The following is a 25449-nucleotide window of genomic DNA, read 5'->3' on the forward strand; positions in this document are numbered from 1 at the left end:
AGCCATATGCCACGCTTGATGTTACACCTGCATTCTTTGCTTGTTCAGGAACAAAGGCGGCTGGTGTTGTGGGCACCGGTGGGCTTGACGCTGGGTGCGGTGCTGTATTTTGGCCTGTTGCACACAGAACCCAACCTGCCGGTGGGGTTTGTGCTGCCGTGTGGTGTGGCTGTGCTGGCCAGTATTGCAGCATGGCGCATGCGTTATTCGCTTTGGGGGCGTCTACTCTGGGGCGGGTGCATAACTGTGGCTATTGGGTTTGCCGCGGCGTGGGGTGGCACGCACAGGCATACGCCTATGCCCGATTTACCTCGACTTGCCACAGAAATATCGGGCACAGTGCAGGCCATTGCCCTGTTGCCGCCAGAAGATGGCACGGATGCCCCGTTCCAGCGCAGAGTAGATCTGGCCCAGACCGTTTTTTACAATGTGTTGGATGATGGCATGCCGCCGCTGCGGCGCGTGCTTTCTGTGTATCTCCAACCCAATGATCCGGCTGCGCTGCGGGTGGGAGATCACCTTCGGGTTAAGGCTCTTTTGCAGCCCCCTCCATTTCCAGTGCTGCCCGGCGCGCGGGATAGACAGTTTGAGGCATGGTTTGCCAATCAGGCGGGAAGTGGCCGGGCTTTGGGGTTTGTGCAGCTTGTTGTGCTGGCACAAGGCCATAAGCTGCAATTGTGGTTTGAAAACCTGCGCGAACGCATAAATGCCCGCATCCATACCATTCTACCCGGCCCAGAAGGTGGCGTGGCTGCCACCGTGCTGGTGGGGGCTTCCGAAACTGTAGAAAAACAGTTGCGGGAAGATTTTGCAGCCTCTGGCTTGGCGCATCTTCTGGCTGTTGCAGGGCTGCATCTGGGTATTGTGATGGGCCTTGTTATGGCCGCTAGCCGTCTGCTTTTGGCAACTACGGAATACACAGCCTTGCGCTGGCCCTGTAAGGCATTGGCCGCCTTTTGCGCATGGGATGTGGGGCTGGTTTATGTGCTGCTGACAGGGGCGCATCTGCCTGCTCAGCGCAGCCTGTTAATGGCCGCAGTTGCCGTGCTGGGCATTGCGGCGGGGCGGCGTGTTGTTTCCATGCGCGGCTTGGCGGTGGCGGCCTGTGTGCTGGTGCTATGGATGCCGCAGGTGGTGATGGGTGTTGCGTTTCAGATGTCTATGGCGGCAGTGATGGCGCTGGTAGCTGGGTATGAGGTGTTGCAGCCAAAGCTTACGCGCTGGCGGGCCAGCACAACAGGGCTTGGGCACTGGCTGGCGTGGCATAGCGTTGTTTTGGCATTAACCAGCGTGCTGGCAGGATGTGCCACCTTGCCCGTGGCTATGGCGCATTTTGGCGTTATTCAGCCATTTTTTGTGGTGGCCAATATGGTGGCTGTGCCGCTGATGGCTGTGTGGATTATGCCGCTTGGCTTAATTGCCCTCGCGTTTATGCCCCTCCACATGGATGCCCCGTTTTTATGGCTGATGGGTGTGGGTATCCGCCCCATTATATGGCTGGCGCATATGGTGGCGCATTGGCCTGCTGCGCGTGTGGTTGTGCCGCATATGCCGGGGTGGGGGCTTCTGGCCGTTATGTTGGGCCTGTGCTGGATATGTCTGTGGCGGCAGCGCTGGCGTTGGGCTGGGTGCGCTGTTTTGGTGCTGGGTATGGTAAGCCCGTGGCTTTTAGTGCAGCCAGATGTAATTATCAGCCCGGATGGTGGTTTGGTAGGGGTAAGAGAGTCTGACAAAATATATGTCATGGGGCAATCCCGTGCAGCGCGGCCTGTTATGCAGGCATGGGGCCAATATTTTGCTCAACCCGTAGGCATATTTCCGCCGGAGGGAGAAACGCCCGATGGTGCCCTTACATGCGGAGCAGAAAACACGCCAGATACCTGCGTGGCGTTGCTGCATGGGCAGGATGTTGTAGTGCGCAGGCAGGATACCTCGGATGGGCGTTTACTTCTGCCTATCGATATATGTACGGGTGCGGATGTGGTTATCAGCGTGGCACCCTTACGTGCTTCCTGCCTGAATGCGCCTATAAGGCTGGATCGGTTTTCAGCGTGGGAAAACGGGGCAGAAGCAATATTTTTGCATAAAAGCGGCAATGTGGTCAGAACAGACCGTGCATGGCGTGGGCAACGCCCTTGGGTGTTAAAGCCCGGCGGCCACGGTATGCCTGTTCTGCCACTAGCACCTTCAGAATAAGCAAAAGGGGCTTATTCTGGCGTATTTTCAAACGCTTCCATCACGCGGCTGGAATAAACAAGGGCGGCCCCTGCATTTAGCGCTACGGCCACGCCAAGGGCTTCGGCTATTTCTTCCTTGGTTGCACCAGCTTTTTTGGCGGCGGCGGAGTGCACGGCAATACAGCCATCGCACCGGGTGGTAACAGCTACGGCCAGTGCAATCAGTTCACGCGTTTTATCATCCAGATGCTTTTTTTCTGGTAGGGGTGTTTCCAGCGTTTGCAGCCCTTTAAGAGTATTGGGTGTTAGGGACGCCAGCGTTTTGACATTCTGTGCCATGTTTGCACGGTAAGCATTCCAGTCTGTCATGATCGCCTCTCTGAATTATGTGGTCTAAACCGATCACAACTGCATCAGATGTGGCGCTTTTTGTCACGACACGGTTAGGAGAGGCTTGTACGCTTGCGGAAAGTGCGGTGGAGCCGTTATCGGGCAGGATTATGACACAGACAGACATGAACGGGGCATCGGCCGCAATACGGCTGGGGCCATTGGCAGTTTACCAGCAGCGTATTGCGGCAGGGGAACTGAAGAGTGATCCAGACCAGCTGCGCGTTGTAACGCGGCTGAACACCTTGTGGCAGGAGCTTGCTTCCATGCCCGCCACGGCTGCGCCGCCTCCTGTGGAAGGGATAGAAGGCAGAGCCAAGGGGCTTTTGGCTGGGTTGGCCCGCAGGCTGCGCCCGCAGGCAGATACGTTTGCCACCCGCCCGGCGCGCCCGCGTGGGCTGTATATTGTGGGCCGTGTGGGGCGCGGCAAAACCATGGTGATGGATCTGTTTTACGCCTGCGCACCCGTGCAAAAAAAGGAACGCATCCACTTTTTGCGCTTCATGCAGGATGTGCACCGTGATCTGCATGATCTTAAAGCCGCCAACCCCAATATGGCAGATCCCATTCCGCCTTTGGCCAAAACCATCGCCAGCAAGGCGCAGCTTCTGTGCTTTGATGAGTTTCAGGTGAATGACATTGCCGACGCCATGATTTTGGGGCGGCTGTTTGAGGCCTTGTTTGCTAATGGGGTGGTTATTGTTGCCACCTCCAACACAGATCCTTCGCAGTTGTTCCAGAACCGCCCCGGCGCAGATGCGTTTAAGCCGTTTATTGCCATTATCCAGCGCGAACTGGATACGATTGAGCTGGATTCGCAGCGTGATTATCGCCGTGGGCGCGAGCAAGACCGTGAAACATGGCTTGTGCCTGCGGATTCTCAGGCCAAAAGCAGGCTGGACAGAATTTTTGCCCGCTATGCAGCAGATGAAAAGCCCGGCCCGGTAGACCTAAAATTTAGTGGGCGCGTGTTTGAGGTGGATATGGCGGCAGGCCCGGTGTGCCGGTTTGATTTCAACTCTTTGTGTGGCAAACCGCGTGGGCCGAATGATTATCTGGCGCTGGCCAAGCGTTTTCCGGTGGTGATTGTCGATAACATTCCGTGCATGGGGCAGGATGATGCCAACCTTGCCCGGCGCTTCATCACGCTCATAGATGCCTTGTATGACAACGGAAATCTGCTGTTTGCCTCGGCTGATGCCCAGCCCGACCAGTTGTTTACAGATGGGGATGGTGCAGATGCGTTTGCCCGTACGGCATCACGTCTCGCTGAGATGGGAAGTGAAAGCTGGCTGGAGCATGGGGCGCAGGCTGCGCAACAGGCTCATAGCCTCTCTAGAGCGTGACATCCCACGCCCTTGTTCCCGCCACATACGCGGTCTAGCTCTTTGATGCAGAACAAGCCGGAAGCGGGATGGCTTTCCGGCAAAAAGGACACAGGGGACGCTCCGCGCTATGGGGCGGAGTGAAGAAAAAATGGTCCGGTTTACGGTGGAGAACAACGCAATATCTGGCCAACGGTGCGCATGTGCCCCGCGGCAAGGAGGAATGTGAGATGGCGGTTTCGGACGTACTGGCAACCGCTCTTAACGGTGCCAATATCGCTTACCTTGCGGATCTGTATGCCCAGTGGGCGAAGGATCCTAAAAGTGTAGATCCGTCCTTCGATATTCTGTTCAGTTCGCTGGGCGATGATGAAGCCGCAGTGCTGAAGGATGCCGTTGGAGCCTCTTGGGCGCCACGCCCTTCCATTATCACGGGGGATGAACCCGCACCCGCTCCAAAAGGAAAAGGTGGCCCGGCTGGTGGGTTGGCCGCGCAGGATAGCCTGGCCATTGCCCGGCTGATCCGTGCGTATCGTGAATACGGACATAAGGAAGCCTCGCTTGATCCGCTGGGCCTGAAGGTGCCGCATAAAACCGAGGAGCTGGATCCCGCATCATACGGTTTTGGTGAAAAAGACCTAAACCGCGAAGTGTTTATTGGATCACTGCTTGATCCGTTGCTCAAGGGCAAGAACACGGCCAAGGTTTCCGAGGTTATTGCGGCGCTGCGTTCTGTGTATTGCGAAAGCATTGGCGCGGAATACATGTATGCCCGTAACCACGAACAGCGCGAATGGCTGCGTAAGCGGTTGGAAGGCGATAACTGGCGCGCCCGCGTAACGGTGGAAGAGCAGAAGGTTATCCTAGCCAACCTGACCGAAGCTGAAGGGTTTGAAGCCTTCTGCCAGAAGCGCTACGTGGGTGCGAAGCGTTTTGGTTTGGAAGGGGGGGAAATCTCCATTCCTTCTCTGCACGCTATTATTGATTCCTGCGCCAGCCAGGGGGTAACATCCGTTGCCATCGGCATGGCGCATCGTGGCCGCCTGAACACGCTGGTGAACGTAGTGCGCAAGCCTTACGTGGCCATCTTTAACGAATTTGCTGGTGGTTCCTTCAAACCAGATAATGTTGAAGGTTCGGGTGACGTTAAATACCACCTTGGCTCCTCCACAGATGTGGATGTAGCAGGCAAGGCGGTGCATATCTCCCTCCAGCCCAACCCTTCCCATCTGGAAGCGGTTGATCCGGTTGTGTGCGGTAAGGTGCGCGCCATTCAGGATGATGCGGGTGATACGGAAAAACGCCTGTCCAGCCTTGGCGTTATCATCCACGGTGATGCGGCATTTGCCGGGCAGGGCATTGTTTACGAAACCTTTGCTATGTCCCAACTGCCGGGGTACCGCACGGGTGGTACCATCCATATGGTGGTGAACAACCAGATTGGCTTTACCACCAATCCGGAATGTGGGCATTCGGGCGTTTATGGTACCGATGTTGCAAAATCCATTGAAGCCCCCGTGCTTCATGTTAATGGTGATGATGCCGAGGCGGTCATTTACGTCTCCCGCCTTGCTGCGGATTATCGTCAGGCTTTTGCAAGCGACATTGTGCTGGATATCATCTGCTATCGCCGCCACGGGCATAACGAAACGGATGAGCCCGTCTTTACGCAGCCGGTGATGTACAAAGCCATTGCCGCGCATGATACGCCACACACGCTTTATGCAAAACACCTTGTAAAAGCAGGCGTTGTAACGGATGACGAAGTGAAGGCCCAGTGGGATGCCTTCCACGCCAAGCTGGATGAAGATTACAAGGCTGCTCAGTCTTATAAGGTCAACAAGGCAGACTGGCTGGAAGGTGGCTGGAAAGGCCTTGTGGCTGCCGGGCATGATCCGGAACGCGCCTTCCCTGAAACAGGTGTTGCACTGGATGCGCTACGCAAGATTGGCGAAGCCATTACAAAAGTGCCAGAAGGCTTCAACCTGAATTCCAAAATTGCCCGCCAGCTTAAGGCCAAGGCAAATATGTTCAGCACAGGTGAAGGGTTTGACTGGGCAACTGGTGAGGCTCTGGGCTTTGGCTCTCTGCTGCTGGATGGCCACCGTGTGCGTCTTTCCGGTGAGGATTGCCAGCGTGGCACGTTCAGTCAGCGTCATGCCGTGTGGACGGATCAGGTCAACCAGACACCATTTACGCCGCTCAACCACATTCAGGACAAGCAGGCGCAAATCGAAATCTGGAACTCGCTTCTTTCAGAATACGGCGTGCTTGGGTTTGAATACGGATATTCCGTGCGCAACCCGCAAACGCTGGTGCTGTGGGAAGCCCAGTTTGGTGATTTTGCCAACTGTGCTCAGGTAATTATCGATCAGTTTATTGCTTCGGGGGAAACCAAGTGGCTGCGTATGTCCGGTTTGGTCATGCTGCTGCCGCATGGTTACGAAGGGCAGGGGCCGGAACATTCTTCTGCCCGTCTGGAACGGTATCTTCAGCTTTGCGCTGAAAATAACATGTTTGTTTGCAACATCACCACGCCAGCAAACTACTTCCATGCTCTACGCCGCCAGCTTAAATTGGATTACCGCAAGCCGATGATCCTGATGGAACCGAAATCTCTGCTGCGGCACAAACTTGCTGTTTCCGCACTGGCAGATTTTGGGCCGGGCACACGCTTTAAACCCGTTATTGGCGAAATTGATGATCTGGGTGCCGATAACAAGGTGCGCCGCGTGGTGATCTGCTCTGGCAAGGTCTATTACGATCTGCTGGCCGAACGCCGGGAAAAAGGCATTAAGGATGTTGCCATCCTGCGTCTGGAACAACTCTACCCCTTCCCGGAAGCAGCCCTAGCCGCCGAACTTAAGCGCTATCCTGAAGCAGACATTGTCTGGTGTCAGGAAGAAACGGAAAACGGTGGTGCATGGCATTTTGCAGACAGGCGGATTGAAGCAGCCCTTGTTGCCGCAGGCCATAAGGCAGGCCGCCCGCAATATGTGGGCCGTGCAGCAGCAGCCAGCCCGGCCACCGGCCTTGCCCGTATTCATGCGGCAGAGCAGGCAGACTTGGTTGAACGCGCATTGGGGCTGAAAAAGTCTGGCTGAACCGGATTAGGCTGAATTGAAGAAAACGGCCCGCAAATACGGGCGCACCCCCGGTGCCATTGCCAAAAATTAAAATGGCGCCGGGGATTTGAAGAAAAGATGGGGAACAGGATGTCTGTCGAGATCAAGGTGCCGACACTGGGTGAAAGCGTAACCACAGCAACCGTGGCCAAGTGGCTGAAGCAGCCGGGCGAAGCGGTGCAGGCAGATGAACCGATTGTTGAGCTGGAAACAGATAAGGTGAGCGTAGAAGTTTCTGCGCCGCAGGCTGGTATTCTGGGCCCGCAGGCTGCCAAGGAAGATCAGGAAGTAGAAGTGGGCGCACTGCTAACCACTCTGGAACCCGGTAAGGCCGGTGCGGCACCAGCAGCCAAAGCCGCTGCCCCGGAAAAGAAAGCAGAACCCGTAGCTGCGGCTGCTCCGGCAAAAGCCGCAGCGCCAGCTCCTAAGGCCGCCGCATCTGCGCCAGCAGTAGATGCCGGTGCCGCTCTGCCAGCAGCCCGCAAGATGATGGCTGAAAACGGCCTGAGCGCACAGCAGCTTGCAGGCACCGGCCTTGGTGGCCGTATTACCAAGGGTGATGTGTTGGGCTTTTTGGCTAACCCACAGGCTGCAACACCAGCCGCTGCCCCCAAGCCGCCGCGTAATGATGACCCGCGTGAAGAACGCGTGAAAATGACACGCCTGCGCCGCACCATTGCCCGCCGCCTGAAGGAAGCACAAAACACGGCGGCCATGCTGACAACGTTTAATGAAATCGACATGTCCGGCGCTATGGCGCTGCGTGCCGAATATCAGGACTCGTTTGTTAAAAAGCACGGTGTCAAGTTGGGCTATATGTCCATCTTCTCCCGCGCTGTTGTGGCAGCCCTGAAAGAATTCCCGGCCATTAACGCAGAAATCGACGGTGATGACGTTATCTACCGTGATTTCGTAAACCTCGGCATCGCCGTGGGTGGGCCAAATGGGCTGGTGGTGCCGGTTATCCGTGATGCCGACAAAATGGGCTATGCCGAAATTGAAAAAACCATTGCAGGTTTTGGCAAGGCAGCGCGTGAAGGCACGCTTAAGCTGGATCAGCTTTCTGGCGGCACCTTCTCCATCACCAATGGCGGTATTTATGGTTCTCTGCTGTCCACCCCCATCCTGAACGCACCGCAGTCTGGTATTCTGGGCATGCACTCCATTCAGGAACGCCCGGTGGCAGTGAACGGGCAGGTGGTGATCCGCCCGATGATGTATATTGCCCTTTCTTATGATCACCGCATTGTAGATGGCAAGGAAGCCGTTAGCTTCCTTGTGCGGGTGAAGCAGAACGTAGAAGACCCGCGCCGCCTTCTGATTGAAGTTTGATAGCGTGGTTGCCGAAGGGGTGAATGTGCACCTCTTCGGCCAATTTTTCTGCATATCCCTACGTGAGCGAGACGAGACCCATGCCGATTGAAATTAAAGTTCCCACACTTGGAGAAAGCGTTACGACCGCCACGGTGGGGAAGTGGCTGAAGCAGCCGGGTGAAGCTGTAAAAGTAGATGAGCCCGTTGTTGAGCTGGAAACAGATAAAGTAAGCGTAGAAGTGCCTGCTCCTGCATCCGGTCGGCTTGAAAATCATGCCGTTAAAGAAGGTGATGAAGTAGAAGTGGGCGCTGTGCTGGCTACGCTGGAAGCCGGTGCTGCTGGTTCTGCGCCCGCCGCAAAAGCTGCCGCTCCTGCGGCCAAGGCAGAAGAAGCTAAGCCCGTTGCCGCAACGGCCCCGGCAGCACAGGCTCCGGCAGAAACAGATTACGATGTAGTGGTTATTGGTGCTGGCCCCGGTGGGTATGTGTGCGCCATTCGCGCTGCACAGCTTGGCTTTAAGGTTGCATGTGTTGAACAGCGCGCAACGCTTGGCGGCACCTGCCTGAACGTGGGCTGTATTCCTTCCAAGGCGCTGCTTCAGTCTTCCGAAAACTACCATGCCGCCGGGCATGATTTTGCCGCTCATGGTGTGGTGATTGATAGCGTAAAGCTGGATCTGGCCCGCATGCAGGCCCGTAAGGCAGATATTGTTGGCGCCAACGTGAAGGGCGTTGAATATCTGTTCAAGAAGAACGGCATCACCTGGCTGAAAGGCCACGGCAAGGTGGAAGGCACAGGCCGCCTTAGCGTGGATGGCAAGCCCGTTACCGCCAAGCACATTGTTATTGCCAGCGGCAGCAACAGTGCAAATCTACCGGGCATTGAGATAGATGAAAAAGTTATTGTCACCTCCACGGGCGCACTGGAGCTTTCCGAAGTGCCCAAGCGCCTTGTCGTGATTGGTGGCGGCGTGATCGGTCTGGAACTTGGCAGCGTATGGGGCCGTTTGGGTGCCGATGTAACTGTTGTTGAATTCCTTGATCGTTTGGTGCCAGGCACGGATAATGAGGTGGCCTCCCAGTTCCAGAAGCTGCTGCTGAAGCAGGGCTTCAAAATGAAGCTGGGCCATAAGGTGACCAAAGCCGAAAAAACCAAAAAAGGCGTGGTGCTGACGGTTGAACCTTCAGCCGGTGGTGCCGCCGAAACGCTTGAGGCCGATGTAGTTCTGGTTGCTGTGGGCCGCACCGCTGCCAGCAAAAACATGGGGCTAGAAGAAGCCGGTATTGCGCTGGATAAGCGTGGCCGTGTTGAGGTGGATGCACATTACGCTACCAGCGTGCCGGGTATTTATGCCATTGGTGACGTTATTGCAGGCCCCATGTTGGCCCATAAGGCAGAAGAAGAAGGCGTAGCTTTGGCAGAACTGCTGGCTGGTCAGGCTGGGCATGTCAATTACGATGCCATTCCGGGTGTGATTTACACATGGCCGGAAGTTGCCTCCGTTGGCTTTACGGAAGAGCAGCTTAAAGAAAAGGGCGTGGCTTACAAAACCGGCAAGTTCCCCTTCATGGCCAATGGCCGTGCCCGCGCTTTGGGCATGACGGATGGCTTTGTAAAGGTGCTGGCAGATAAGCATACAGACCGCGTTCTGGGTGTGCATATTATTGGCCCATGTGCTGGTGAACTGATTGCCGAAGCCACAATGGCCATTGAATTTGGGGCCTCTGCCGAAGATATCGGCCGCGTGTGCCACGCACATCCAACTCTGAGTGAAGCCGTGAAGGAAGCCGCGTTGGGCGCTGACAACCGCGCGATCAACATCTGAAAGTTTCCTTCTAGCTGAAAGTGGTGTCATACTCTCTTCCATTCAGAAGATGGGAGAGAGGTGGCATGTTTGTGCCAAGGCATCCAACTGTATGGGCAATGGCTGGTAGCCTGCTTTTGGTACCGGGCGGGTTTGCTGCGGCCCAAACGCCTGCGCCAGATGCCGCCTCTCAAACCGAAGAATCCCGGCCAGAAAAACCACCCATACAGGGTGATGGCGCACAAACACCTGTAACCACGCAGGCAGCCCCGGATGGGCATGTGCCTTATACCCCACCACCGGAAGAAGCCGCGCAGCTTCCCCCAATGCCTGTGGTGGATGATGATGAAGCCCGTAAGGAAGCAGATAGCCTTACGCGGGATTTCCGGCATGAAGTGCCCGTAGCCCTTAAAGTTTCAACCGCACGTAAAACCGCATGGATTGCACTGGCACGCCAGCAGTTGGAACAGGCCGGGTACGCTATTGATCGGCCACAGGTTTTGGTGGTGGTGGATCGCAACCCCTCTGTGCAGCGTCTGTGTCTGATTCTGGCTTTGCCGAATGATCCAGACTGGCAGGTTATTGGCAGCACCAAGGTTTCTACCGGCACAACGGGGCGTAAGTATTATTACATCACGCCAACAGGGGTGTTTACCAACACGGCAGATCGGCTGGGTTACCGCGCGCTGGGCACCAAAAATGAAAATGGTATTCGCGGCAACGGTATCAAAGGCATGCGGGTATGGGATTTTGGCTGGCAGTGGGCTGAAAAAGGCTGGCTGCCCAGCCGAGAAAAAGGCCAGATCCGGTTGGAAATGCACGCAACAGATCCCGTTTATCTGGAGCAACGGCTAGGCCATACGGCATCTGAGGGCTGTATTCGTATTCCGGCATCGTTAAACGTGTTTATTGATAAGCACGGCCTGATAGATGCGGAATATGAGCAATGGGCTGCCGTGGATATTCGCTTTAGAGCCCTATTGCGGCCAGACAGAAAGCCCACCGCCATTTCGGGTTTAGCCGTGGTGGTGGTGGATTCGGCAGATTATCACCCGGATTCTGATAAAACCGCAGCACTTAAAGAAAATACAGGCCCATCCAAATTAGCTGCGCGTGGGTAAATGTAGGCCGGGGCCGGGTGTTACGGTTTGGGGCTAAAACCAAATGTGCCTGTGTCTGCTTGATGCCTTAATAAAAAAGGCGTGCCGCCCGTAAGCAGCACGCCTTTTATTTTAACCGGTAAAACTGGTTTTTCTTACCAGATATTACAGGCCAGCAGGTACTTTACCGCCGTTTTCTGCCAGTTTCTGGCGTACTTCTTTAATCAGCCAAACGTTCATGGTGGCGCTATCGTTTGTGTCACCCGTATAGCCCAGTTCGCCAGCCAGCTTTTTGCGAGCATCCAAGGAGCTGTCGAGGCCCAGAAGCTTCAGCAGATCCACAATGGATTCCTGCCAGTTCAGGTTCTGGCCATTTTTTGCAGCCATATCGGCCAGCACGGCATCAACATTTACCGGCGTGCCAGCAGGCGGAATGGTGCCCGGAGCTGCAGCGGCAGCAGCAGAAGCAGAAGGCTGTGCGCCAGCATTGGCGGGGGATGTGGTGTCTGGCGTGGCAGCCTTGGCATGATGGAAAATGGCGGAGAGAATGGAGCCAAAAATGCTCATGTTCAGAAATCCTTTCGCAAGAGCCAGCATGACTTTGTACAATACAATGAAGCAGAATGCTTAAAGGCAAGCCATGCAACTGCCCCTAAGCATACAGCAGCATTGCTTGTTGCATAGAGCGCTTAATGCTTTCTGAATATTAAGTTTTTTTACAAGAGATGGCCAGAAAAAGGCAGCCTGTCTCGTAAAGGCAAAGCAGGCAGAACATAAAAAAGAGGTATGGGCCAACTGGCGGCCCATACCCCTTTTGTGCTTCTGATTTGAAAAAATCAGTAGCGGTAGTCTTGGTGCTTGAACGGGCCGTTTACATGCACGCCAATATATTCGGCCTGCTCTTTGTTCAGCTTGCTCAGATGTGCGCCAACCTTGGCCAGATGCAGGGCCGCAACCTTTTCATCCAGCTTTTTAGGCAGGGTGTACACTTTGGCTTCGTATTTACCTTCCGGCGCTGTCCACAGTTCAATCTGGGCCAGTGTCTGGTTGGTGAAAGAAGCAGACATCACAAAGGAAGGGTGGCCTGTGGCATTGCCAAGGTTCACCAAACGGCCTTCGGACAGAACAATCAGGCGCTTGCCATCGGGGAACACAACTTCGTCCACCTGCGGCTTAATGTTGTCCCACGTAAAGTTACGCAGCGCGTTAATCTGAATTTCAGAATCAAAGTGGCCGATGTTGCACACAATGGCGCGGTTTTTCATGGCGCGCATGTGGTCAAGCGTAATAACGTCCACATTGCCGGTGGCGGTTACAAAGATATCACCACGGGGGGCACCTTCTTCCATCGTTACCACTTCGTAGCCTTCCATGGCGGCCTGAAGGGCGCAGATGGGGTCTACTTCCGTAACCAGAACGCGGCAGCCTGCATTGCGCAGGGAGGCAGCAGAACCTTTACCCACATCACCATAACCGGCAACAACGGCAACCTTGCCAGCCATCATGACATCTGTGCCACGGCGGATTGCGTCCACCAGGCTTTCACGGCAGCCATACAGGTTATCGAATTTGGATTTGGTAACGCTGTCGTTCACGTTAATGGCCGGAACCTTCAGCGTGCCTTTTTTCTGCATCTCCCACAGGCGGTGCACACCTGTTGTGGTTTCTTCAGAAAGGCCTTTCACGTTGGCCAGCAGTTCGGGGTATTTGTCGTGCATCAGCACGGTCAGATCACCACCGTCATCCAGAATCATGTTCGGGGTCCAGCCATCGGGGCCCTTCACTGTCTGTTCAATGCACCACCAGAATTCTTCTTCCGACAGGCCTTTCCATGCAAATACGGGAACGCCCGCAGCAGCAATAGCAGCCGCAGCATGATCCTGCGTAGAGAAGATGTTGCAAGATGACCAACGCACCGTGGCGCCAAGGGCCACCAGTGTTTCAATCAGCACGGCGGTCTGGATGGTCATGTGCAGGCAGCCAGCAATGCGTGCGCCTTTCAGCGGCTTGCTTTGGCCGTATTCCTCGCGCAGGGCCATCAGGCCGGGCATTTCGCCTTCGGCAATGGAAATTTCCTTGCGGCCCCACTCAGCGAGAGAGAGATCCTTAACCTTGTAATCGCTCATGTTATCCTGTCTTCCTGTGCAGATCGGGCTTTTCTATACAGCGTGGGGCAGGTGGATGCCAGCCGAAACAGGCATGGCAGATGCAGCACCTGTATGCTTGCCGCTTGCATATGGGCTTTTTTTCTGGTGTCCAGATGCAACATGTCATGAATGATCTTTGAGGCTGCGCTGGGTTTTTTGAATGTCTGTGTTTCGTTCCGTTCTGTTTAACGTTCTGGCTTTTCTGCTTACGCTGCTTATGGGGGTGGGGGCTTTTCCCATTCGCTGGTTTGCGCATAGGCTGGCGCTGCCTTATGCAAAATTGTGGTCTCGGCTGGTTTTGGCGCTGTTTCGCAGTATTTGCGGCGTAAAGGTGGAAATCACGGGGCTGGAGCATCTGCCCACCCATGGCCCGGCACTTATTGCATCCCAACATCAATCCGCTTTTGATACGTTGGTATGGATGCTGCTGCTGCCCCGCCCTTGTTATGTGATGAAGGGGGAGCTGCGGCGTATTCCGCTGCTTGGCCCCATGCTGGTTTTAACGGGCATGATGCCTATTGAGCGTGCGGCAGGGGCTAAGGCCATGCGCATGCTGTTGCAGGAAACAGATAAAGCCCTGAAGGCAGACCGGCAGATTATTATTTTTCCTGAGGGCACACGCACGGCGCCGGGTGAGCACGTAGCACTTAAACCGGGCATTGCCGCCATGGCTAACCACGCCAAGCTGCCTGTTATTCCGGTTGCCACCAACTCTGGCCTGTTCTGGGGGCGCAATGCGTTTTTCAAACGCTCTGGCGTTTTGCATATTGCTATTGGCCCAGCCGTAGGCCCCGCCAAGCGCGCAGCCTTGCTGGCGGATATTGAAGCAGGTTGGCGCGAACAGGAAAAAACATTTCAGCCCTTAGCCTGATGGCGGGGGATAAAATCCCCAAAGCATGTGGATAACTTTGTGGAATTTACCTTGCGCATGTGTGCGGTTGCATCAGTAATCGGGGTGGTTTTTCTGTAAATATCTGTAAAATGCAAAATGAATACTTTGTAAATTTTTTGTGAATGACAGGTCTGTCTTATTTTTGTCTTTCATATTCAGGGATTTTTTTTGAAAAGATTTTTCCGCGTAAAAAGCAGCATCAGGTTTTCCCCTACAAACTGTTTTGAATATGACAGAATAACGGCGAAGCGCCTTTGCCTGTGGATAAAAGCCGAGACTCTGTAGAAAACCGCCATGAATGTTCAGAAAAAGGGTGTGAATGAAAAAAGCGCTTCTTAGTTTTGCTGTAGGGACTGGTGGCTGCTTTCTGGTTTTAAGTGGCTATTGGTGGGCAAGCGCGCAGTATCTGCAAAAGCAGGCAGACACCATGCCCTTAAGGTGCCAGACGCATTACACATCCCGCGTGGTAAATGGGTGGCCGTGGTATGCGCAATTGGATACGCAAAATATGCGTATGGTCTGCACGCCATTATTGGCGGCGCGGTCCTCTGCTTTTCAGATCATTTACGCTGCTACCCGCGTTACAGCGAATACAGCTTTCTGGCGTCCCTTTTTCGTACACGTGCGGCTGGTTAGTCCGATGGTAATGGAAACGCTCCATAATGCGCAGGAAGGGGAGGAAACTCCCGTTGTGTTGCGGATGGAGGGAGACCCTATAGAACTGGATCTTCCGTTAAGCAGAAGGATGGCGGGCCATACCGTTTTTCAAACACCTTTCTTGCATGTGCTGTTCCCTGTCGGTGCCAGCCATATGGGTGATATGGTGCTGCAAAATGTGCGGGGCAAAGCCTTTTGGAATATGCAGGCCACGCAGGAACAAAGCACCGCCTCCATTTTTGTTAAGGCCCAGCGTTGGGGCATAACGGGTTGGCAAACGGTGCTGGAGGATGTGCAGGCTGCTGTTGCCATACCGGGGCCAACAACAAATGTGCGCGAAAGTATTTTTCCATCCAATGGTGCCGCCGCATGGCCAGATGTATTGGTGCAACGCTTTACAGCCCGCTGGCGTGATCTGAACCTGAAAATGACAGGGCAGGTGCGCGGCGGAGAGCTTTTACACCCCACGGGAGATTTTTGGCTGAGCGTTGCAAATTGGCAGCCCTTTTTAGAGAACTTGCGGCGTGAAGGCACACTTTCTGCGCAGGAAGCCACAGGCATGGCCACTATGCTGGCGCGTGTTACGCGGGAACAACCCGATAACTTGCAAATGCCGTTAATGTTGCGTAACGGCACCATGCAGTTGGGAACGCTGCCGGTTTCTGCCCTGCAACCTGTTTTTCAGGCAGCACGCCATGCAGCGCAAGAAACCGGAGCGCAAGTAGGGCGTGCGCGCGCAAACTGAAGGGTTTAAAACGTATCTTTTTCGCGGCGGAGTTGAGCAAAGGTTTGCACGTTTTTTGCGCGTAAAAAAGGGTTGGTGGCGCGTTCCATCCCCAATGTGGAGGGTACGGTGGGTTTGTTTTCGGCCCGCAGGCGGCGCACCTCCGCTACACGTTCCTTTAACGCGGCATTCTGTGGTTCTGCATGTAAGGCAAAGGCGCTGTTGCCCTGCGTATATTCGTGCCCGCAATAAACACGCGTTGTATCGGGCAGGGCATCCAGCTTGTGCAGGCTCTCAAACATCTGTGCAGCGGTGCCTTCAAATAGTCGGCCACACCCAAGGCTGAACAGCGTATCCCCACAAAACAGGGAAGGTGGGTTGGGGAAGTAAAAGCAAATATGGCCCAGCGTATGGCCCGGCACAGCAATAACAGTGCTGGTACAGGCCCCTACGGCAAGGCTGTCTTGATCGTGCAAAGCAATATCCAGCGGCGGCATGCGCTGTTGCTCGGCCGCGGGGCCAGCTACGCGGGCATGATAGCGCTGGCGAAGTGCTTCCGCGCCGCCGGTGTGATCATGATGGTGATGCGTGAGCAAGATCAGATCCAGTCGCCCACCTTCTTTTTCAATAAAGTTCACAATGGGCGCGGCTTCTCCGGGGTCTATCACTGCGGTTGTGCCTGTTTCCGTATCACGCAAAAACCACGCGTAATTGTCGGACAGAACAGGAATGGCCTGAACATCAAGAGGCATGGGGAAAGCTCCTGCTGTGGAAATTTGAAAATAGGGAAGGCAAATCATGACGGGGTCACAAACCGTATGATAGACATGCAGAATGCTCGATGTCATGCCGCCGGAAAGCAGTTTTTACACAACAGCAAGAGGCCAGTGCTTTCTGGCTCTGGTTGGTGAACGTCTGCGCTGGTTCTGGCCAGATCTGGGGCAGCAGCACGCTGTGCTGGGGCTAGGGCATACGGCTGCGTATCTGGAAAAGTTGGAGAATGGCAGAGCCACACCAGCCTGTTTGGTTGCTGCCAATGCGCCGCTATGGGGCGCGACATCCACGCCCGGTCTAAGCTGTGTGGTGGATCTGCACAGCCTGCCGTTTCAGCCCAAGCAGTTTGACCGGGTATTAATGGTGCATGCGCTGGATGATCGCCAACACTCCGTATCTGTTCTGCGAGCCGCCGGGCAGGTGATGAAGCCCGATGGCAGGTTGCTGTTAATTGTGCCCAGCCGTTTTGGTGGCCGGGCGCGGTTGCGGGGCACGCCATTCCGGCACGATGCGGCTTTTTCCCGCCGATGTCTCAAGCAAACGCTTGCATCTGCCATGCTTAAACCAGAACAATGGGATGAAGCTCTTTTTCTACCCACGGGCGCTATGCGTTGGATGCGCCATAACGGACGAAAAATGGATATTGCAGGCAAGATGCTCTGCCCCGGCGCGGGTAGCCTGATATTGGTGGAAGCGGTGCGGGATGAGTATTCTGCCCTTTCCCTGCCAGTAAAGGCGCGGCAGCGTTGGCTTGCCCGTTCCCTGATGCCGGTAAGGGGCACAGCAAAGGCCATACAGGACAGAAAATACGTTTCACGCATTTCGCGGCGTTGAATAGATTGTCATTAACCGGCTGTCATGGTGTTATCCGCCGGATTTCATAGCAGGTTGGGGCCGGGTTCCATTTTCACCTCCTTTGTTCTTTGCAGTTTGCTGGCGATATTTGCTGCGCTGGGCGTTTTTGCAGTGCTGCCAGACAGGCTTCTGCGTGGTGCTGCGGTGTGGCGGGCAGAAATTATGGGTGGCCTGTGGGCGCTCTGTGGCGTGTTGGCCATTGTGGGATCTGCGTGCAAGCTGGAGGGCGAACTTAGCTGGTTTCCGGTTTTTGGGCTGGATGGCCCAGCCTTGCCCATGCTTGTTTTGCTGGCGTTTGCCGGGGGCGTAGCCGGTAGTGGCGCTGCGGCGTTGGCCTGTGTGTTTGTGGGCATGGGCTTTCTGGCCCTTTCTCCGCTGGTATTTGGGTTGCTTACGGGCACGGCACTGGTGCTTTTAGCCGCAGGTGGGTGGCGCAGTGTGTGTCTGCCATTTGCTGTGTTGCCTGCTTGTATTCCTGCAGATAGCCCTTTTTGTGTGCCGCTTTTGTGCCTGACTGTGCTGCTGATGGGCTGGGCGGTTTCTGTGCAAAAAGGGCCTACGGCTGTGCTGCCCGGTATGGTGGGGCTGTTTTTGTTGGGCCGCCTTTTGGCCGAAGTGGGTGAGCTTTCTGTGCTGCCGCAGGTGATGCTGGTGGCCAGCGGATGTTTGGTGGCGGCAACAGGCACTTTGCAAGCCATGCGCGATAAAGGTCTGGCGCGTATTGCATCTGGGCTATGTGCGGCATGGTATGGCATATTGGTGGTGGCTGTTGCGCTGGCTTTGGTTTCCAGTTTTGGCGGTATGGAAACATTCCGTATGGCCATTATTCTGGGTATGGGCGCCCCCATGCTGGCCCTTATTGGCCTGTTATGGCTGGCGCAATGGCAGCAGGCAGAACCAAAGCGCCGTATTGCCTCCCTTTCTGGCCATGTGCTGGTTGCTGGCTTGTTAATGCTGTTTTCCATTATGCCGCCTTTTGGCGGGTTTGCCGTTTTATGGAGCCTGCTTGTTGGCGCGTATGATGCCATTGCCGTGGCGCAACCCGTTGGCGCGCTTACCATAATGCTGCTGCTTGCACTGCTGGGCAGCATTATGGTGCTTATGGGGGCCGGGTTGCTGCGCGCAGGTGCGGCCCTGCTGTTTCCTTCCACTGTTTTTCAGCCAAATCAGGCCCCCGTGGCGGCCGAGTTTGTGTGGCCGAGCTGGATATGTGCTGGGGCTGCCATGTTGCTTGTGCTTTTACCGGGGCTATGGCTTTCGCTGGCGGATCATTTGGTGGTGGGGCCTGTTGTGCCGCCGCTGAAGTGGAGCCGCATTGCTACAATCTGGCTGGAAGGCGGCGGGGCCAGTTTTACCCCTGTTTTTACATTTTTGGCGTTGGGTGCGGCCTTGGCGGCGGCTGCCATGCTGGTAAGGCTGCTGGGTTTTCTGCCCTTTGGGCGTGTTATCAAGCCGGTGCCAGTATGGCGCCAAGGCGCACCCATCATACAGCCCGCAGAAGGGCGCACAGTTTCTTACGAGGGCGCGGCGCCTTTATGGCCTGCCTGCATGGCGCTTTTTGGGTTGGTGGCTGAAACCCGAAAGGACAAACGGCTGGCCCGCCGTAGCCGTGTTGCCCTGCGTTACGGCAGGCGTTGGTTGTTCCGGGGTGCCGAATGGTGTGAAACACAGGGCTTGGTGTTGATTCTGCTGCTTTTGGGTGGCGGCCTGCTGGTGGGGCTGTTTGTAGGAAAATGAAGCAGGATTTCACATGGAGCTGGGCATTTGGCTGTGTTGCTGCTCTGGCCATTCAGGCAGCCCTTATGGTGCTTGTAGCACCGTGGTTTGCAGGGTGGGTGCATCGTCTTGCTGGCCGATTGGTGGGTGAACCGCGCTTTCCTGCAGGGGGGAGGTGGCAGGAAATCTGGCATCAGTTCCGCCGTCCGTCCTTATATGGGCGGCAAGATGGGCTGAACGGCGTTTTTTGTGTCTTGGCGTTGGTGCTGGCAGTGTTGGCCTGTGGGTTGGTGCCGGTATTTACACTTACAATGCCGGGCTTTCCCGCACCGGGCATGCTGCTTGTATGCACCATTCTGGTGGCCGTAGGTGTTTTGCTGGACTTGCCGCAGGCTGTGCGGGAGGCCTCTGCCGCACAACAAGGATGCGCGGCCATTGTGGCGGATGCGTTGCTCTTGCCGGTGTTAACGCCCGTGCTGTTGCTAACCGGGGCGCATGATCTGGTTGCGTTTTTGGGCAGGCTGCATGTGCTTTCTCCTATTACAGAAGGCGCACCTTACGTGCTGGCTGGTGTGGCGTTGTTTTTGGCAACAGCCTTGGCACGGCGGGATGAGCAAACAGCTTCTGCCACACTTTCCGGCCCGGATAGAGCCATGTGGCTTTTAGCAGCAGATTGCATGCAGATGTGCTGGGTTACGTTGGCGGCAGATGTGGCCTGGGCAGGCAGCTTGGCCATGCCGGGAGAAAGCGGGGCCGAAAACTGGCTGACCCAATGTGTAGAAGGCTTGGGCCTATGGATGTTCAAGCTGCTTGTGGCGTCTTTCATGCTGGCGGTGCTGCGTATGGCTCTGCTGCCTGCGGGGCGTAGGGCGCGTGTGCGGTTGGGTGCTATTTTTCTGCTGGGCGTTCTGGCATGGCAGGTCACTTCTTCTCACGTTGCAGCCCCCCCATCTGAGCCTGAAAACCACAACGTTGAGGATGAAAACACCCAAGGCTATTCAACAGAGCCAGTGCCGGAAGGAGAACCTTCATGACACTGGCCGCCATTCTCATGCCCTTGCTGGCGCTATGCGTTGTGGCGCGGGGTATCGGTTTTTTGCCTTTGCTGGGGCTGGTTGCCGCTGCTGCTATGCTGGTGGACGGGCATACCCCTTTACAGCAGGCAGGGGCGGCGATGGCCGCAGTTTTTGCCATAGGGCCAGTGCTGTTTTTACTGCGCTATCAGCATGATGCCGCGCGGGAACGCACAGGCAGCGCCATACCGTTTTTTGCACTTGGCCTGATGGTGTTGTTGCTTCTGGCCTGCACGCGCGCAGGTGTTGCGGTGTTTCCTGCCAGTTTATGTGTGGTTGTGGCTGGCCTGGTTTCGGTTATCTGCCAGCATAGCATGGTATGGCAATGGGCCGGGTTGCTTACGTGTGTTGAAGGTGTACTGCTGTGTGGCGTGCAGGCGCATCAACCCTCTGTGGTGGGTGTGGCCGGTTTGGCTGGTGCTGTTGTGACCATGCTTGGGGGGATGTGCATCCACCGTATTATGCCGCGCGTGGTGCCATTGCGCCCACCTTCCGCCCGTAAAAAATCTTCCCCCGACTCTCCAGAAAAGAACGGAGATGCAGCATGACAGGCACAGCAGGGGCAGGCATGTTTCTGGCGGCACTGGCATTTGTGTGGCCCTTTTTGGGGGCGGCCGCAGTATGTGCGGTGTCTGTGGCGCGTAGCCGTGAACTGGCAATATGGATGTCTGCGATAGGCTGTGTGCTGGCGTTGGCAGTTTTTGTTTTTCCGGCGTCGGGCGCTGTGGCCGCTGGGTGGGATGATGACCCCGTGCAGCGTGCCGGGCGTGTCATGCTGGCTTTTGGCCTGCTGCTGATCGTGCTTGAAAACGGCATCTTGCATGATAGGCTGGTACGTAGCCTGCCGCATGTTTCCACCGCTTTGGCGGGGTTGGCCTGTGTTGCGCCAGACCCCGCTGTGGGGTTGGGTATTTTAGAAGCCGCTTTGGCATGGGGGGTATTTGTTTTTACCCGCCCAGCCGGGCAGGCCAGAATGGGGTGGGGGCTTATCCGTAATGGCTCGGTTGGCACGTTTTTGGTGCTTTCCGGCTTGCTGCTTCCAGCCAATACCGTTGTTTCTGGCCTGATGATGGCTTGCGGCTTGGTGGTGTTAACCGGCCTTTCTCCCTTTGGGCAATTTTGGCAGGATGAAAATGATACTTTTCTGTTTCTGCCATTTGCCGGGGCGGCCCTGTTGCTGGCCATGCGCCTGCGCACACATGGGGGAGAGGCGTTTGAAACCGCCCTTGTGCTGTGTGGTCTGCTTTCTGTGTGGCTTACGGCCTGTGCCGGGCGCTTTCCCGATAGGCAAAGGTTGTTCCGCACCTTTCCATCTGCATTGGCGTTGATAGCGGTTGGTATTCAGGCCGATGTGGCAGCGTTGCTGTTTTTATGCGGTTGGTGCCTTGCCGGTGGCGGGCGTGCAGGCCGTGGTTGGGCTGTTAATACCTTGGCCTGTTTTCCGCCCGGCGCGCCATTTGTGGGCTGCCTGCTCCTGCTTTCCATGATGAGTGATTGGTCATGGCCGCTGGCGTTACTGACAGTTGCGGGTATTTTGGCGGCAGTTACGCGTGCTGTGCCTGCGCGGGACATTACGCATCATTTCTGGCCGCAGGATGCTGCCGGGCGTGTAGCCTGTTCCGTGCTGACAGCTACGGGGCTGCTGGTGCCACTGGCTATGATGCTGGGAGCTTTCTGAAATGAACGCGGCTTCTCATATCTGGGCGGGGGAGGAAACAGAAACCCCGTGGCGCTTTCGGCTACAAGAAATGGCATGGCGCGATCTGGTAGATGCGCTCAAGCATGATGATCTGCCGTTTGTAGGCCTGTGGTGTGATGGCACAGATGTACATGCGCTGTTTTTACCAGATGGCCAACCGCTGGCAGCCACATTGGCGCTGGAAGATGGGCGATACCCTGCACTTTCTCCCGCAAGAGATATTTCCTGCCTGTATGAACGCCGCATTTACGATCTGTACGGCGCAGAGGGTATGTGGGCTACGGATGTCAGGCCTTTGTTGGACCATGATGTGTGGTCTTCTTCCATGCCTTTGGCGGAGCATCCGGGGGCTGGCGGAGGGCAGAAGGGGCTTATCCACTTTCAGCCTGCGGAACATATGCACCAAGAGGGTGATATGGCGGATGGCTGGGGGCCTGCCACAGGCGGCATGGAACCACCTTTGCATGTGGCGTTGGCCCTGCGAGAAGGGCGTATTCGCGCAACGGAAACAGTTACCGGTTATGCACATCGGGGCATGGAACTGCGCTGGCGTAACAGCCGGGTAGAAGATGCGTGTAAACTCAGCGCACGTGTGGCGGCTGGGCAATCTGTTGCGCAGCAGGTGGCGTTCTGTTTGGCTGTGGAAGATGCCTGCAAGGAGCAGGTCGGCCCGGAAATTCGGCTGTTGCGTGTTGCATTGCTGGAACTGGAACGCATTTACCACCATCTTTTTCTACTGGCGGATATGGCACGTCTGGCAGGGGCACGATTGGTAGCCTCTGGCTGCATGGCGTTACGAGAGCGGATGATACAGGAGGCCGCCCCTATTACCGGCTCACGCCTGTTGATGGATGTATGTGTGCCGGGTGGCCTTTCCCTGCGCCACGCCACGCAAATGGGCGATATGTGCGCCCGCCTGTGCGAGGTGGCCGCGCGTGATTACCCAGCCTTGCTGGCTTTGTGGCAAGAATATCCGGGTCTTTCCATGCAACTGGCGGGCATGGGTAAGGTTACGGCAGATTTGCTGGAGCGTGTGGGGCTGGATGGCCCCACAGCACGTGCCGCCGGGTGGGATTGTGATGGCCGCCGTATGATGCCGGGGTACGAAGGTATATGGCGCTTCACCTCTGGTAGGCAGGATGGCACGGTAGAAGACCGCGCCATGCTTTTATTGGAGGAGGTGGGGGAAAGCCTGCGTATGCTGGATGAAGTGGCCTCTCGCATTGGGTTAACGGCTGGTGGCAGCGTGCAGCTTTCCATGCAGGATGGTGAAGGCACAGGCATGGTGGAAGGCCCGTGGGGCGGTATTCTGTACTGGGTGCGCCTGCGTGATGGCCGGGTAGAACAGGTTTTTACCCGCACCCCATCTTCCGCCGCTTTGTTGACGTTTGAGGCGATATTGCCGGGGCATCAGCCAGATGATGTTGCCTTGCTTGCACGGTCATTGGATATCAACGCAGCAGCGCTGGATAGGTAAACAGTGCACGTGGGCGGAATGAAAGGCAAAAACACATGGGGCTGATACGGGCAGTATTTGATGCAGCCTTTAAGCAGGATATCCGGCGCATGAAGCCCGTAGGCCCGCGCTGGCCGCTGCTTTTGTTCCATGTGGATACAGGTGGCTGTGGCGGCTGTGGGATGGAGCTACAGGCCCTGCGTTATGCGCCATATGATATGGAAGGCGCGGGCTTTGGTTTTGTAACATCGCCTCGCAATGCTGATGTGTTGCTCATAACCGGCGCGCTTACGCGTGCCATGGCTCCGGTGCTGGAAGCCGCATGGCAGGCCATGCCTACCCCTAAAGGGCTGATTGCCGTAGGAAGCTGCGCCTTGGATGGCGGCATGTTTCCCGAAAATTATACGGTATTGGGTGGGTTGGAGCGCCGGGTTTCCATAGATCTGAAAATACCCGGCTGCCCGCCTGCGCCTCAGGATGTTCTAAACGGCCTGTGTTCCCTGTTTGGCAAACAGGCCGTTCCTCCAAAGGAACCTGAAACCTCAGCTGTGTGAAGGTGCTGGGGTTTCTTCCATATCGTCTTCATCGGTTTGCAGGTCTTCTGCCGCTTTTTTAAGCCGCAGAAAGCTTAAGCGGCTGAGGGGCAATAGGAACATATAAATCACGCCCGCAGCGGCCAGAGCAGCCCACGGATCCGCCACCAGCACCACAGCATAAAGCCCGGTACCCAGCATAAGCGGCAGAACATACTGAGCTGGCACCTTGAAGTTCTTGAATGACCAGACCGGCAAAGTGGAAACCAGCAGCAACCCTGTGCTTGCCAAGGTAAGTGTAGGAATCCACGGCAGACGCGTGAGCCGGTAAAGCCAGTCTATGCCAAGCTTTTGTGCTTCCAGCCCTAAAAAGAGCGGGAAAAGAGCCAACCCGGCACCTGCGGGTGCAGGCACGCCAGTAAAGAAGTTGCTGGCATATTTGGGCTGATGATGTTCGCCATCCAGATTGGCGTTAAACCGCGCCAACCGGAGCGCCATGCACACGGTAAACATAATGCACGGCAGAAAAGCGTAACGCCCTCCATCCTTCAGCGCCCAGAAATACAGTAAGAAGGAAGGAGCCACCCCAAAGCATAAAAAGTCGGAAAGGCTGTCAAACTCTGCGCCAAAACGGGTGGAACCGCGTAGCAGGCGGGCAATACGGCCATCCAGCCCATCAATAAAAGCGGAAATCAGCAAGGCCACGGCAGCGGCCTGAAAACGCCCATCCACAGCAAAACGCATACCCATAAGGCCACCACAAAGCCCCAACATGGTGAGTATATTGGGGATAAGCCGGTTAAAGGATGGCCCGCGTATTTTACTGCGTACCCGCCGCCGTAAACGGCGACGACGGCGCGGTGTTTCGGAAGTCTGCTGCGCAGGAGCAGAAGGAGGTGAGGAAGGTTGTGTCACGATTGCTCTGTTTTACAACCGCGCCATGACGGTTTCACCGCCTACCATTGTCTGCCCGACAGAAACCAGAGGTTCCACACCCGGTGGCAGATACAGATCTGTGCGCGAACCAAAGCGGATAATGCCAAAGCGTTCGCCAGCTTCCACTTTGTCTCCTTCCTTTACGGAGCACACAATGCGGCGTGCCACCAACCCGGCAATCTGCACCACAGCCATCATGCGGCCATCCGGCAGGGTAAGGCTTAGGGCGTTGCGTTCATTCTGTTCAGAAGCCTTGTCCAAGCTGGCGTTCAGGAACAAGCCTGGGTGGTAGGCAACACGTGTAACCGTGCCAGCGGCAGGCATGCGGTTAACATGCACATCCAACACGGAAAGAAAGGTGGCAATGCGCCATACTGGTGCTGTGCCCATATCCAGTTCTGCCGGTGGGGCCACTTTTTCGATGGAAACAATGTGTCCATCAGCCGGGGCTACAGCTACATCGTTACGGGCAGGGGTAACCCGCTCTGGATCACGAAAGAAATACAGGCAGAAGCCAAAAAAGCCTGTGCTGGCATGGCCCACGCGGCGCAATACGGGGCAGCGCAGTTTACAGCCAGCCCAATAGGCCAAAGCAGCCGTGGCACCAGATGCCAAAAGGAAGGGGCGCGCTTCCCGGTGCGGGCGCGCAATAACAAGTTTAAGCGAAGCAAGTAGCGACATGGAGTAATCCTTACGCGAAAGCCAACATGAAGGAAAGAAAACGGGAAGGCGCCTAGGAGTTCCTTCCCGT

21 protein-coding genes are annotated in these 25449 nt (G+C 55.9%); 15 read left to right on the top strand and 6 right to left on the bottom strand.

Annotation, left to right across the window (positions count from 1 at the left end; translation table 11 throughout):
• Nucleotides 1-6 precede the first annotated feature (6 nt).
• On the top strand, nt 7-2196 hold the full coding sequence (locus FKW19_RS07930) for a ComEC/Rec2 family competence protein (RefSeq protein WP_089178744.1): 2190 nt from the start codon (nt 7-9) through the stop codon (nt 2194-2196).
• A gap of 11 nt (nt 2197-2207) precedes the next feature.
• Here the strand turns inward: FKW19_RS07930 and FKW19_RS07935 are convergent, their stop codons facing one another.
• Nucleotides 2208-2546 (bottom strand): carboxymuconolactone decarboxylase family protein, encoded by a 339-nt coding sequence (locus FKW19_RS07935; RefSeq protein WP_089178745.1) that lies wholly within the window; start codon nt 2544-2546, stop codon nt 2208-2210.
• A gap of 17 nt (nt 2547-2563) precedes the next feature.
• On the opposite strand from FKW19_RS07935, the gene zapE reads away from it, so the two are divergent.
• From zapE to FKW19_RS07960, 5 genes are all read left to right on the top strand, one after another.
• Entirely contained in the window at nt 2564-3913 is a 1350-nt protein-coding gene (gene zapE / locus FKW19_RS07940; protein WP_006116233.1) for a cell division protein ZapE, read from the top strand.
• A 209-nt stretch (nt 3914-4122) separates the two neighbouring features.
• Nucleotides 4123-6996: a 2-oxoglutarate dehydrogenase E1 component gene (locus tag FKW19_RS07945; protein WP_063354873.1), complete on the top strand. Its 2874-nt coding sequence runs from the start codon at nt 4123-4125 to the stop codon at nt 6994-6996.
• 111 nt (nt 6997-7107) lie between these two features.
• Entirely contained in the window at nt 7108-8349 is a 1242-nt protein-coding gene (odhB, locus tag FKW19_RS07950) for a 2-oxoglutarate dehydrogenase complex dihydrolipoyllysine-residue succinyltransferase (protein ID WP_089178746.1), read from the top strand.
• Nucleotides 8350-8429: 80 nt separating this feature from the next.
• On the top strand, nt 8430-10157 hold the full coding sequence (gene lpdA / locus FKW19_RS07955; RefSeq protein ID WP_089178747.1) for a dihydrolipoyl dehydrogenase: 1728 nt from the start codon (nt 8430-8432) through the stop codon (nt 10155-10157).
• A gap of 65 nt (nt 10158-10222) precedes the next feature.
• Nucleotides 10223-11257 (top strand): L,D-transpeptidase, encoded by a 1035-nt coding sequence (locus tag FKW19_RS07960; RefSeq protein WP_089178748.1) that lies wholly within the window; start codon nt 10223-10225, stop codon nt 11255-11257.
• Between the two features lie 144 nt (nt 11258-11401).
• Here the strand turns inward: FKW19_RS07960 and FKW19_RS07965 are convergent, their stop codons facing one another.
• Both FKW19_RS07965 and ahcY read right to left on the bottom strand, forming a co-directional pair.
• Nucleotides 11402-11803 carry a DUF3597 domain-containing protein gene (locus tag FKW19_RS07965; protein WP_089179896.1) on the bottom strand — a complete coding sequence of 134 codons (402 nt, stop codon included), beginning with the start codon at nt 11801-11803 and terminating at the stop codon, nt 11402-11404.
• Between the two features lie 269 nt (nt 11804-12072).
• A complete protein-coding gene (ahcY, locus tag FKW19_RS07970) occupies nt 12073-13362 on the bottom strand; it encodes an adenosylhomocysteinase (protein WP_006116224.1) in 1290 nt (429 codons plus the stop codon).
• A gap of 181 nt (nt 13363-13543) precedes the next feature.
• On the opposite strand from ahcY, the gene FKW19_RS07975 reads away from it, so the two are divergent.
• Both FKW19_RS07975 and FKW19_RS07980 read left to right on the top strand, forming a co-directional pair.
• The gene (locus FKW19_RS07975; RefSeq protein ID WP_063353747.1) at nt 13544-14254 is read left to right on the top strand and encodes a 1-acyl-sn-glycerol-3-phosphate acyltransferase; all 711 of its coding nucleotides are present in this window, start codon (nt 13544-13546) and stop codon (nt 14252-14254) included.
• A gap of 340 nt (nt 14255-14594) precedes the next feature.
• Entirely contained in the window at nt 14595-15677 is a 1083-nt protein-coding gene (locus FKW19_RS07980; RefSeq protein WP_089178749.1) for a DUF2125 domain-containing protein, read from the top strand.
• A 5-nt stretch (nt 15678-15682) separates the two neighbouring features.
• Here the strand turns inward: FKW19_RS07980 and gloB are convergent, their stop codons facing one another.
• The gene (gene gloB / locus FKW19_RS07985; RefSeq protein WP_089178750.1) at nt 15683-16408 is read right to left on the bottom strand and encodes a hydroxyacylglutathione hydrolase; all 726 of its coding nucleotides are present in this window, start codon (nt 16406-16408) and stop codon (nt 15683-15685) included.
• 82 nt (nt 16409-16490) lie between these two features.
• On the opposite strand from gloB, the gene FKW19_RS07990 reads away from it, so the two are divergent.
• Genes FKW19_RS07990 through FKW19_RS08020 form a run of 7 tightly spaced genes read left to right on the top strand, consistent with a single transcriptional unit; the run spans nt 16491 to nt 23783 of the window.
• Nucleotides 16491-17264 carry a methyltransferase domain-containing protein gene (locus tag FKW19_RS07990; RefSeq protein WP_089178751.1) on the top strand — a complete coding sequence of 258 codons (774 nt, stop codon included), beginning with the start codon at nt 16491-16493 and terminating at the stop codon, nt 17262-17264.
• Between the two features lie 24 nt (nt 17265-17288).
• The gene (locus FKW19_RS07995) at nt 17289-19022 is read left to right on the top strand and encodes a hypothetical protein (RefSeq protein ID WP_089178752.1); all 1734 of its coding nucleotides are present in this window, start codon (nt 17289-17291) and stop codon (nt 19020-19022) included.
• Nucleotides 19019-20035, top strand: coding sequence for a hypothetical protein (locus FKW19_RS08000; protein WP_089178753.1), 1017 nt, complete (start codon nt 19019-19021; stop codon nt 20033-20035). Before FKW19_RS07995 ends, FKW19_RS08000 begins: the two co-directional genes overlap by 4 nt.
• On the top strand, nt 20032-20622 hold the full coding sequence (locus tag FKW19_RS08005; RefSeq protein WP_089178754.1) for a hypothetical protein: 591 nt from the start codon (nt 20032-20034) through the stop codon (nt 20620-20622). The genes FKW19_RS08000 and FKW19_RS08005 overlap by 4 nt, the downstream gene beginning before the upstream one ends.
• The gene (locus FKW19_RS08010; RefSeq protein ID WP_089178755.1) at nt 20619-21752 is read left to right on the top strand and encodes a hypothetical protein; all 1134 of its coding nucleotides are present in this window, start codon (nt 20619-20621) and stop codon (nt 21750-21752) included. The genes FKW19_RS08005 and FKW19_RS08010 overlap by 4 nt, the downstream gene beginning before the upstream one ends.
• 1 nt (nt 21753) lies before the next feature.
• Nucleotides 21754-23250 (top strand): NADH-quinone oxidoreductase subunit D, encoded by a 1497-nt coding sequence (locus FKW19_RS08015; protein WP_089178756.1) that lies wholly within the window; start codon nt 21754-21756, stop codon nt 23248-23250.
• A gap of 35 nt (nt 23251-23285) precedes the next feature.
• Nucleotides 23286-23783 carry an NADH-quinone oxidoreductase subunit B gene (locus FKW19_RS08020; protein WP_006116214.1) on the top strand — a complete coding sequence of 166 codons (498 nt, stop codon included), beginning with the start codon at nt 23286-23288 and terminating at the stop codon, nt 23781-23783.
• Here the strand turns inward: FKW19_RS08020 and FKW19_RS08025 are convergent.
• Together FKW19_RS08025 and FKW19_RS08030 are read right to left on the bottom strand one after the other, a co-directional pair.
• On the bottom strand, nt 23772-24677 hold the full coding sequence (locus FKW19_RS08025) for a phosphatidylcholine/phosphatidylserine synthase (protein WP_089178757.1): 906 nt from the start codon (nt 24675-24677) through the stop codon (nt 23772-23774). The genes FKW19_RS08020 and FKW19_RS08025 overlap by 12 nt on opposite strands.
• A 12-nt stretch (nt 24678-24689) precedes the next feature.
• On the bottom strand, nt 24690-25379 hold the full coding sequence (locus tag FKW19_RS08030; protein ID WP_006116211.1) for a phosphatidylserine decarboxylase: 690 nt from the start codon (nt 25377-25379) through the stop codon (nt 24690-24692).
• Nucleotides 25380-25449 lie beyond the last annotated feature (70 nt).

Origin of the sequence: Acetobacter sp. DmW_125128, assembly GCF_008704325.1 — a bacterium.
GTDB classification, from domain to species: Bacteria; Pseudomonadota; Alphaproteobacteria; order Acetobacterales; family Acetobacteraceae; genus Acetobacter; species Acetobacter oryzifermentans.

What these genes read in the sequence shown, in the direction of transcription:
- odhB (WP_089178746.1), top strand. Translation starts at nt 7,108, where the DNA reads ATGTCTGTCGAGATCAAGGTGCCGACACTGGGTGAAAGCGTAACCACA.
- FKW19_RS07995 (WP_089178752.1), top strand. Translation starts at nt 17,289, where the DNA reads ATGGTGTTATCCGCCGGATTTCATAGCAGGTTGGGGCCGGGTTCCATT.
- FKW19_RS08000 (WP_089178753.1), top strand. Translation starts at nt 19,019, where the DNA reads ATGAAGCAGGATTTCACATGGAGCTGGGCATTTGGCTGTGTTGCTGCT.
- FKW19_RS07990 (WP_089178751.1), top strand. Translation starts at nt 16,491, where the DNA reads ATGCTCGATGTCATGCCGCCGGAAAGCAGTTTTTACACAACAGCAAGA.
- FKW19_RS07945 (WP_063354873.1), top strand. Translation starts at nt 4,123, where the DNA reads ATGGCGGTTTCGGACGTACTGGCAACCGCTCTTAACGGTGCCAATATC.
- FKW19_RS07960 (WP_089178748.1), top strand. Translation starts at nt 10,223, where the DNA reads ATGTTTGTGCCAAGGCATCCAACTGTATGGGCAATGGCTGGTAGCCTG.
- zapE (WP_006116233.1), top strand. Translation starts at nt 2,564, where the DNA reads ATGTGGTCTAAACCGATCACAACTGCATCAGATGTGGCGCTTTTTGTC.
- FKW19_RS07930 (WP_089178744.1), top strand. Translation starts at nt 7, where the DNA reads ATGCCACGCTTGATGTTACACCTGCATTCTTTGCTTGTTCAGGAACAA.
- FKW19_RS07965 (WP_089179896.1), bottom strand. Translation starts at nt 11,803, where the DNA reads ATGAGCATTTTTGGCTCCATTCTCTCCGCCATTTTCCATCATGCCAAG.
- FKW19_RS08030 (WP_006116211.1), bottom strand. Translation starts at nt 25,379, where the DNA reads ATGTCGCTACTTGCTTCGCTTAAACTTGTTATTGCGCGCCCGCACCGG.
- gloB (WP_089178750.1), bottom strand. Translation starts at nt 16,408, where the DNA reads ATGCCTCTTGATGTTCAGGCCATTCCTGTTCTGTCCGACAATTACGCG.
- FKW19_RS07980 (WP_089178749.1), top strand. Translation starts at nt 14,595, where the DNA reads ATGAAAAAAGCGCTTCTTAGTTTTGCTGTAGGGACTGGTGGCTGCTTT.
- FKW19_RS08020 (WP_006116214.1), top strand. Translation starts at nt 23,286, where the DNA reads ATGGGGCTGATACGGGCAGTATTTGATGCAGCCTTTAAGCAGGATATC.
- FKW19_RS07935 (WP_089178745.1), bottom strand. Translation starts at nt 2,546, where the DNA reads ATGACAGACTGGAATGCTTACCGTGCAAACATGGCACAGAATGTCAAA.
- FKW19_RS08015 (WP_089178756.1), top strand. Translation starts at nt 21,754, where the DNA reads ATGAACGCGGCTTCTCATATCTGGGCGGGGGAGGAAACAGAAACCCCG.
- lpdA (WP_089178747.1), top strand. Translation starts at nt 8,430, where the DNA reads ATGCCGATTGAAATTAAAGTTCCCACACTTGGAGAAAGCGTTACGACC.
- FKW19_RS07975 (WP_063353747.1), top strand. Translation starts at nt 13,544, where the DNA reads ATGTCTGTGTTTCGTTCCGTTCTGTTTAACGTTCTGGCTTTTCTGCTT.
- FKW19_RS08005 (WP_089178754.1), top strand. Translation starts at nt 20,032, where the DNA reads ATGACACTGGCCGCCATTCTCATGCCCTTGCTGGCGCTATGCGTTGTG.
- FKW19_RS08010 (WP_089178755.1), top strand. Translation starts at nt 20,619, where the DNA reads ATGACAGGCACAGCAGGGGCAGGCATGTTTCTGGCGGCACTGGCATTT.
- ahcY (WP_006116224.1), bottom strand. Translation starts at nt 13,362, where the DNA reads ATGAGCGATTACAAGGTTAAGGATCTCTCTCTCGCTGAGTGGGGCCGC.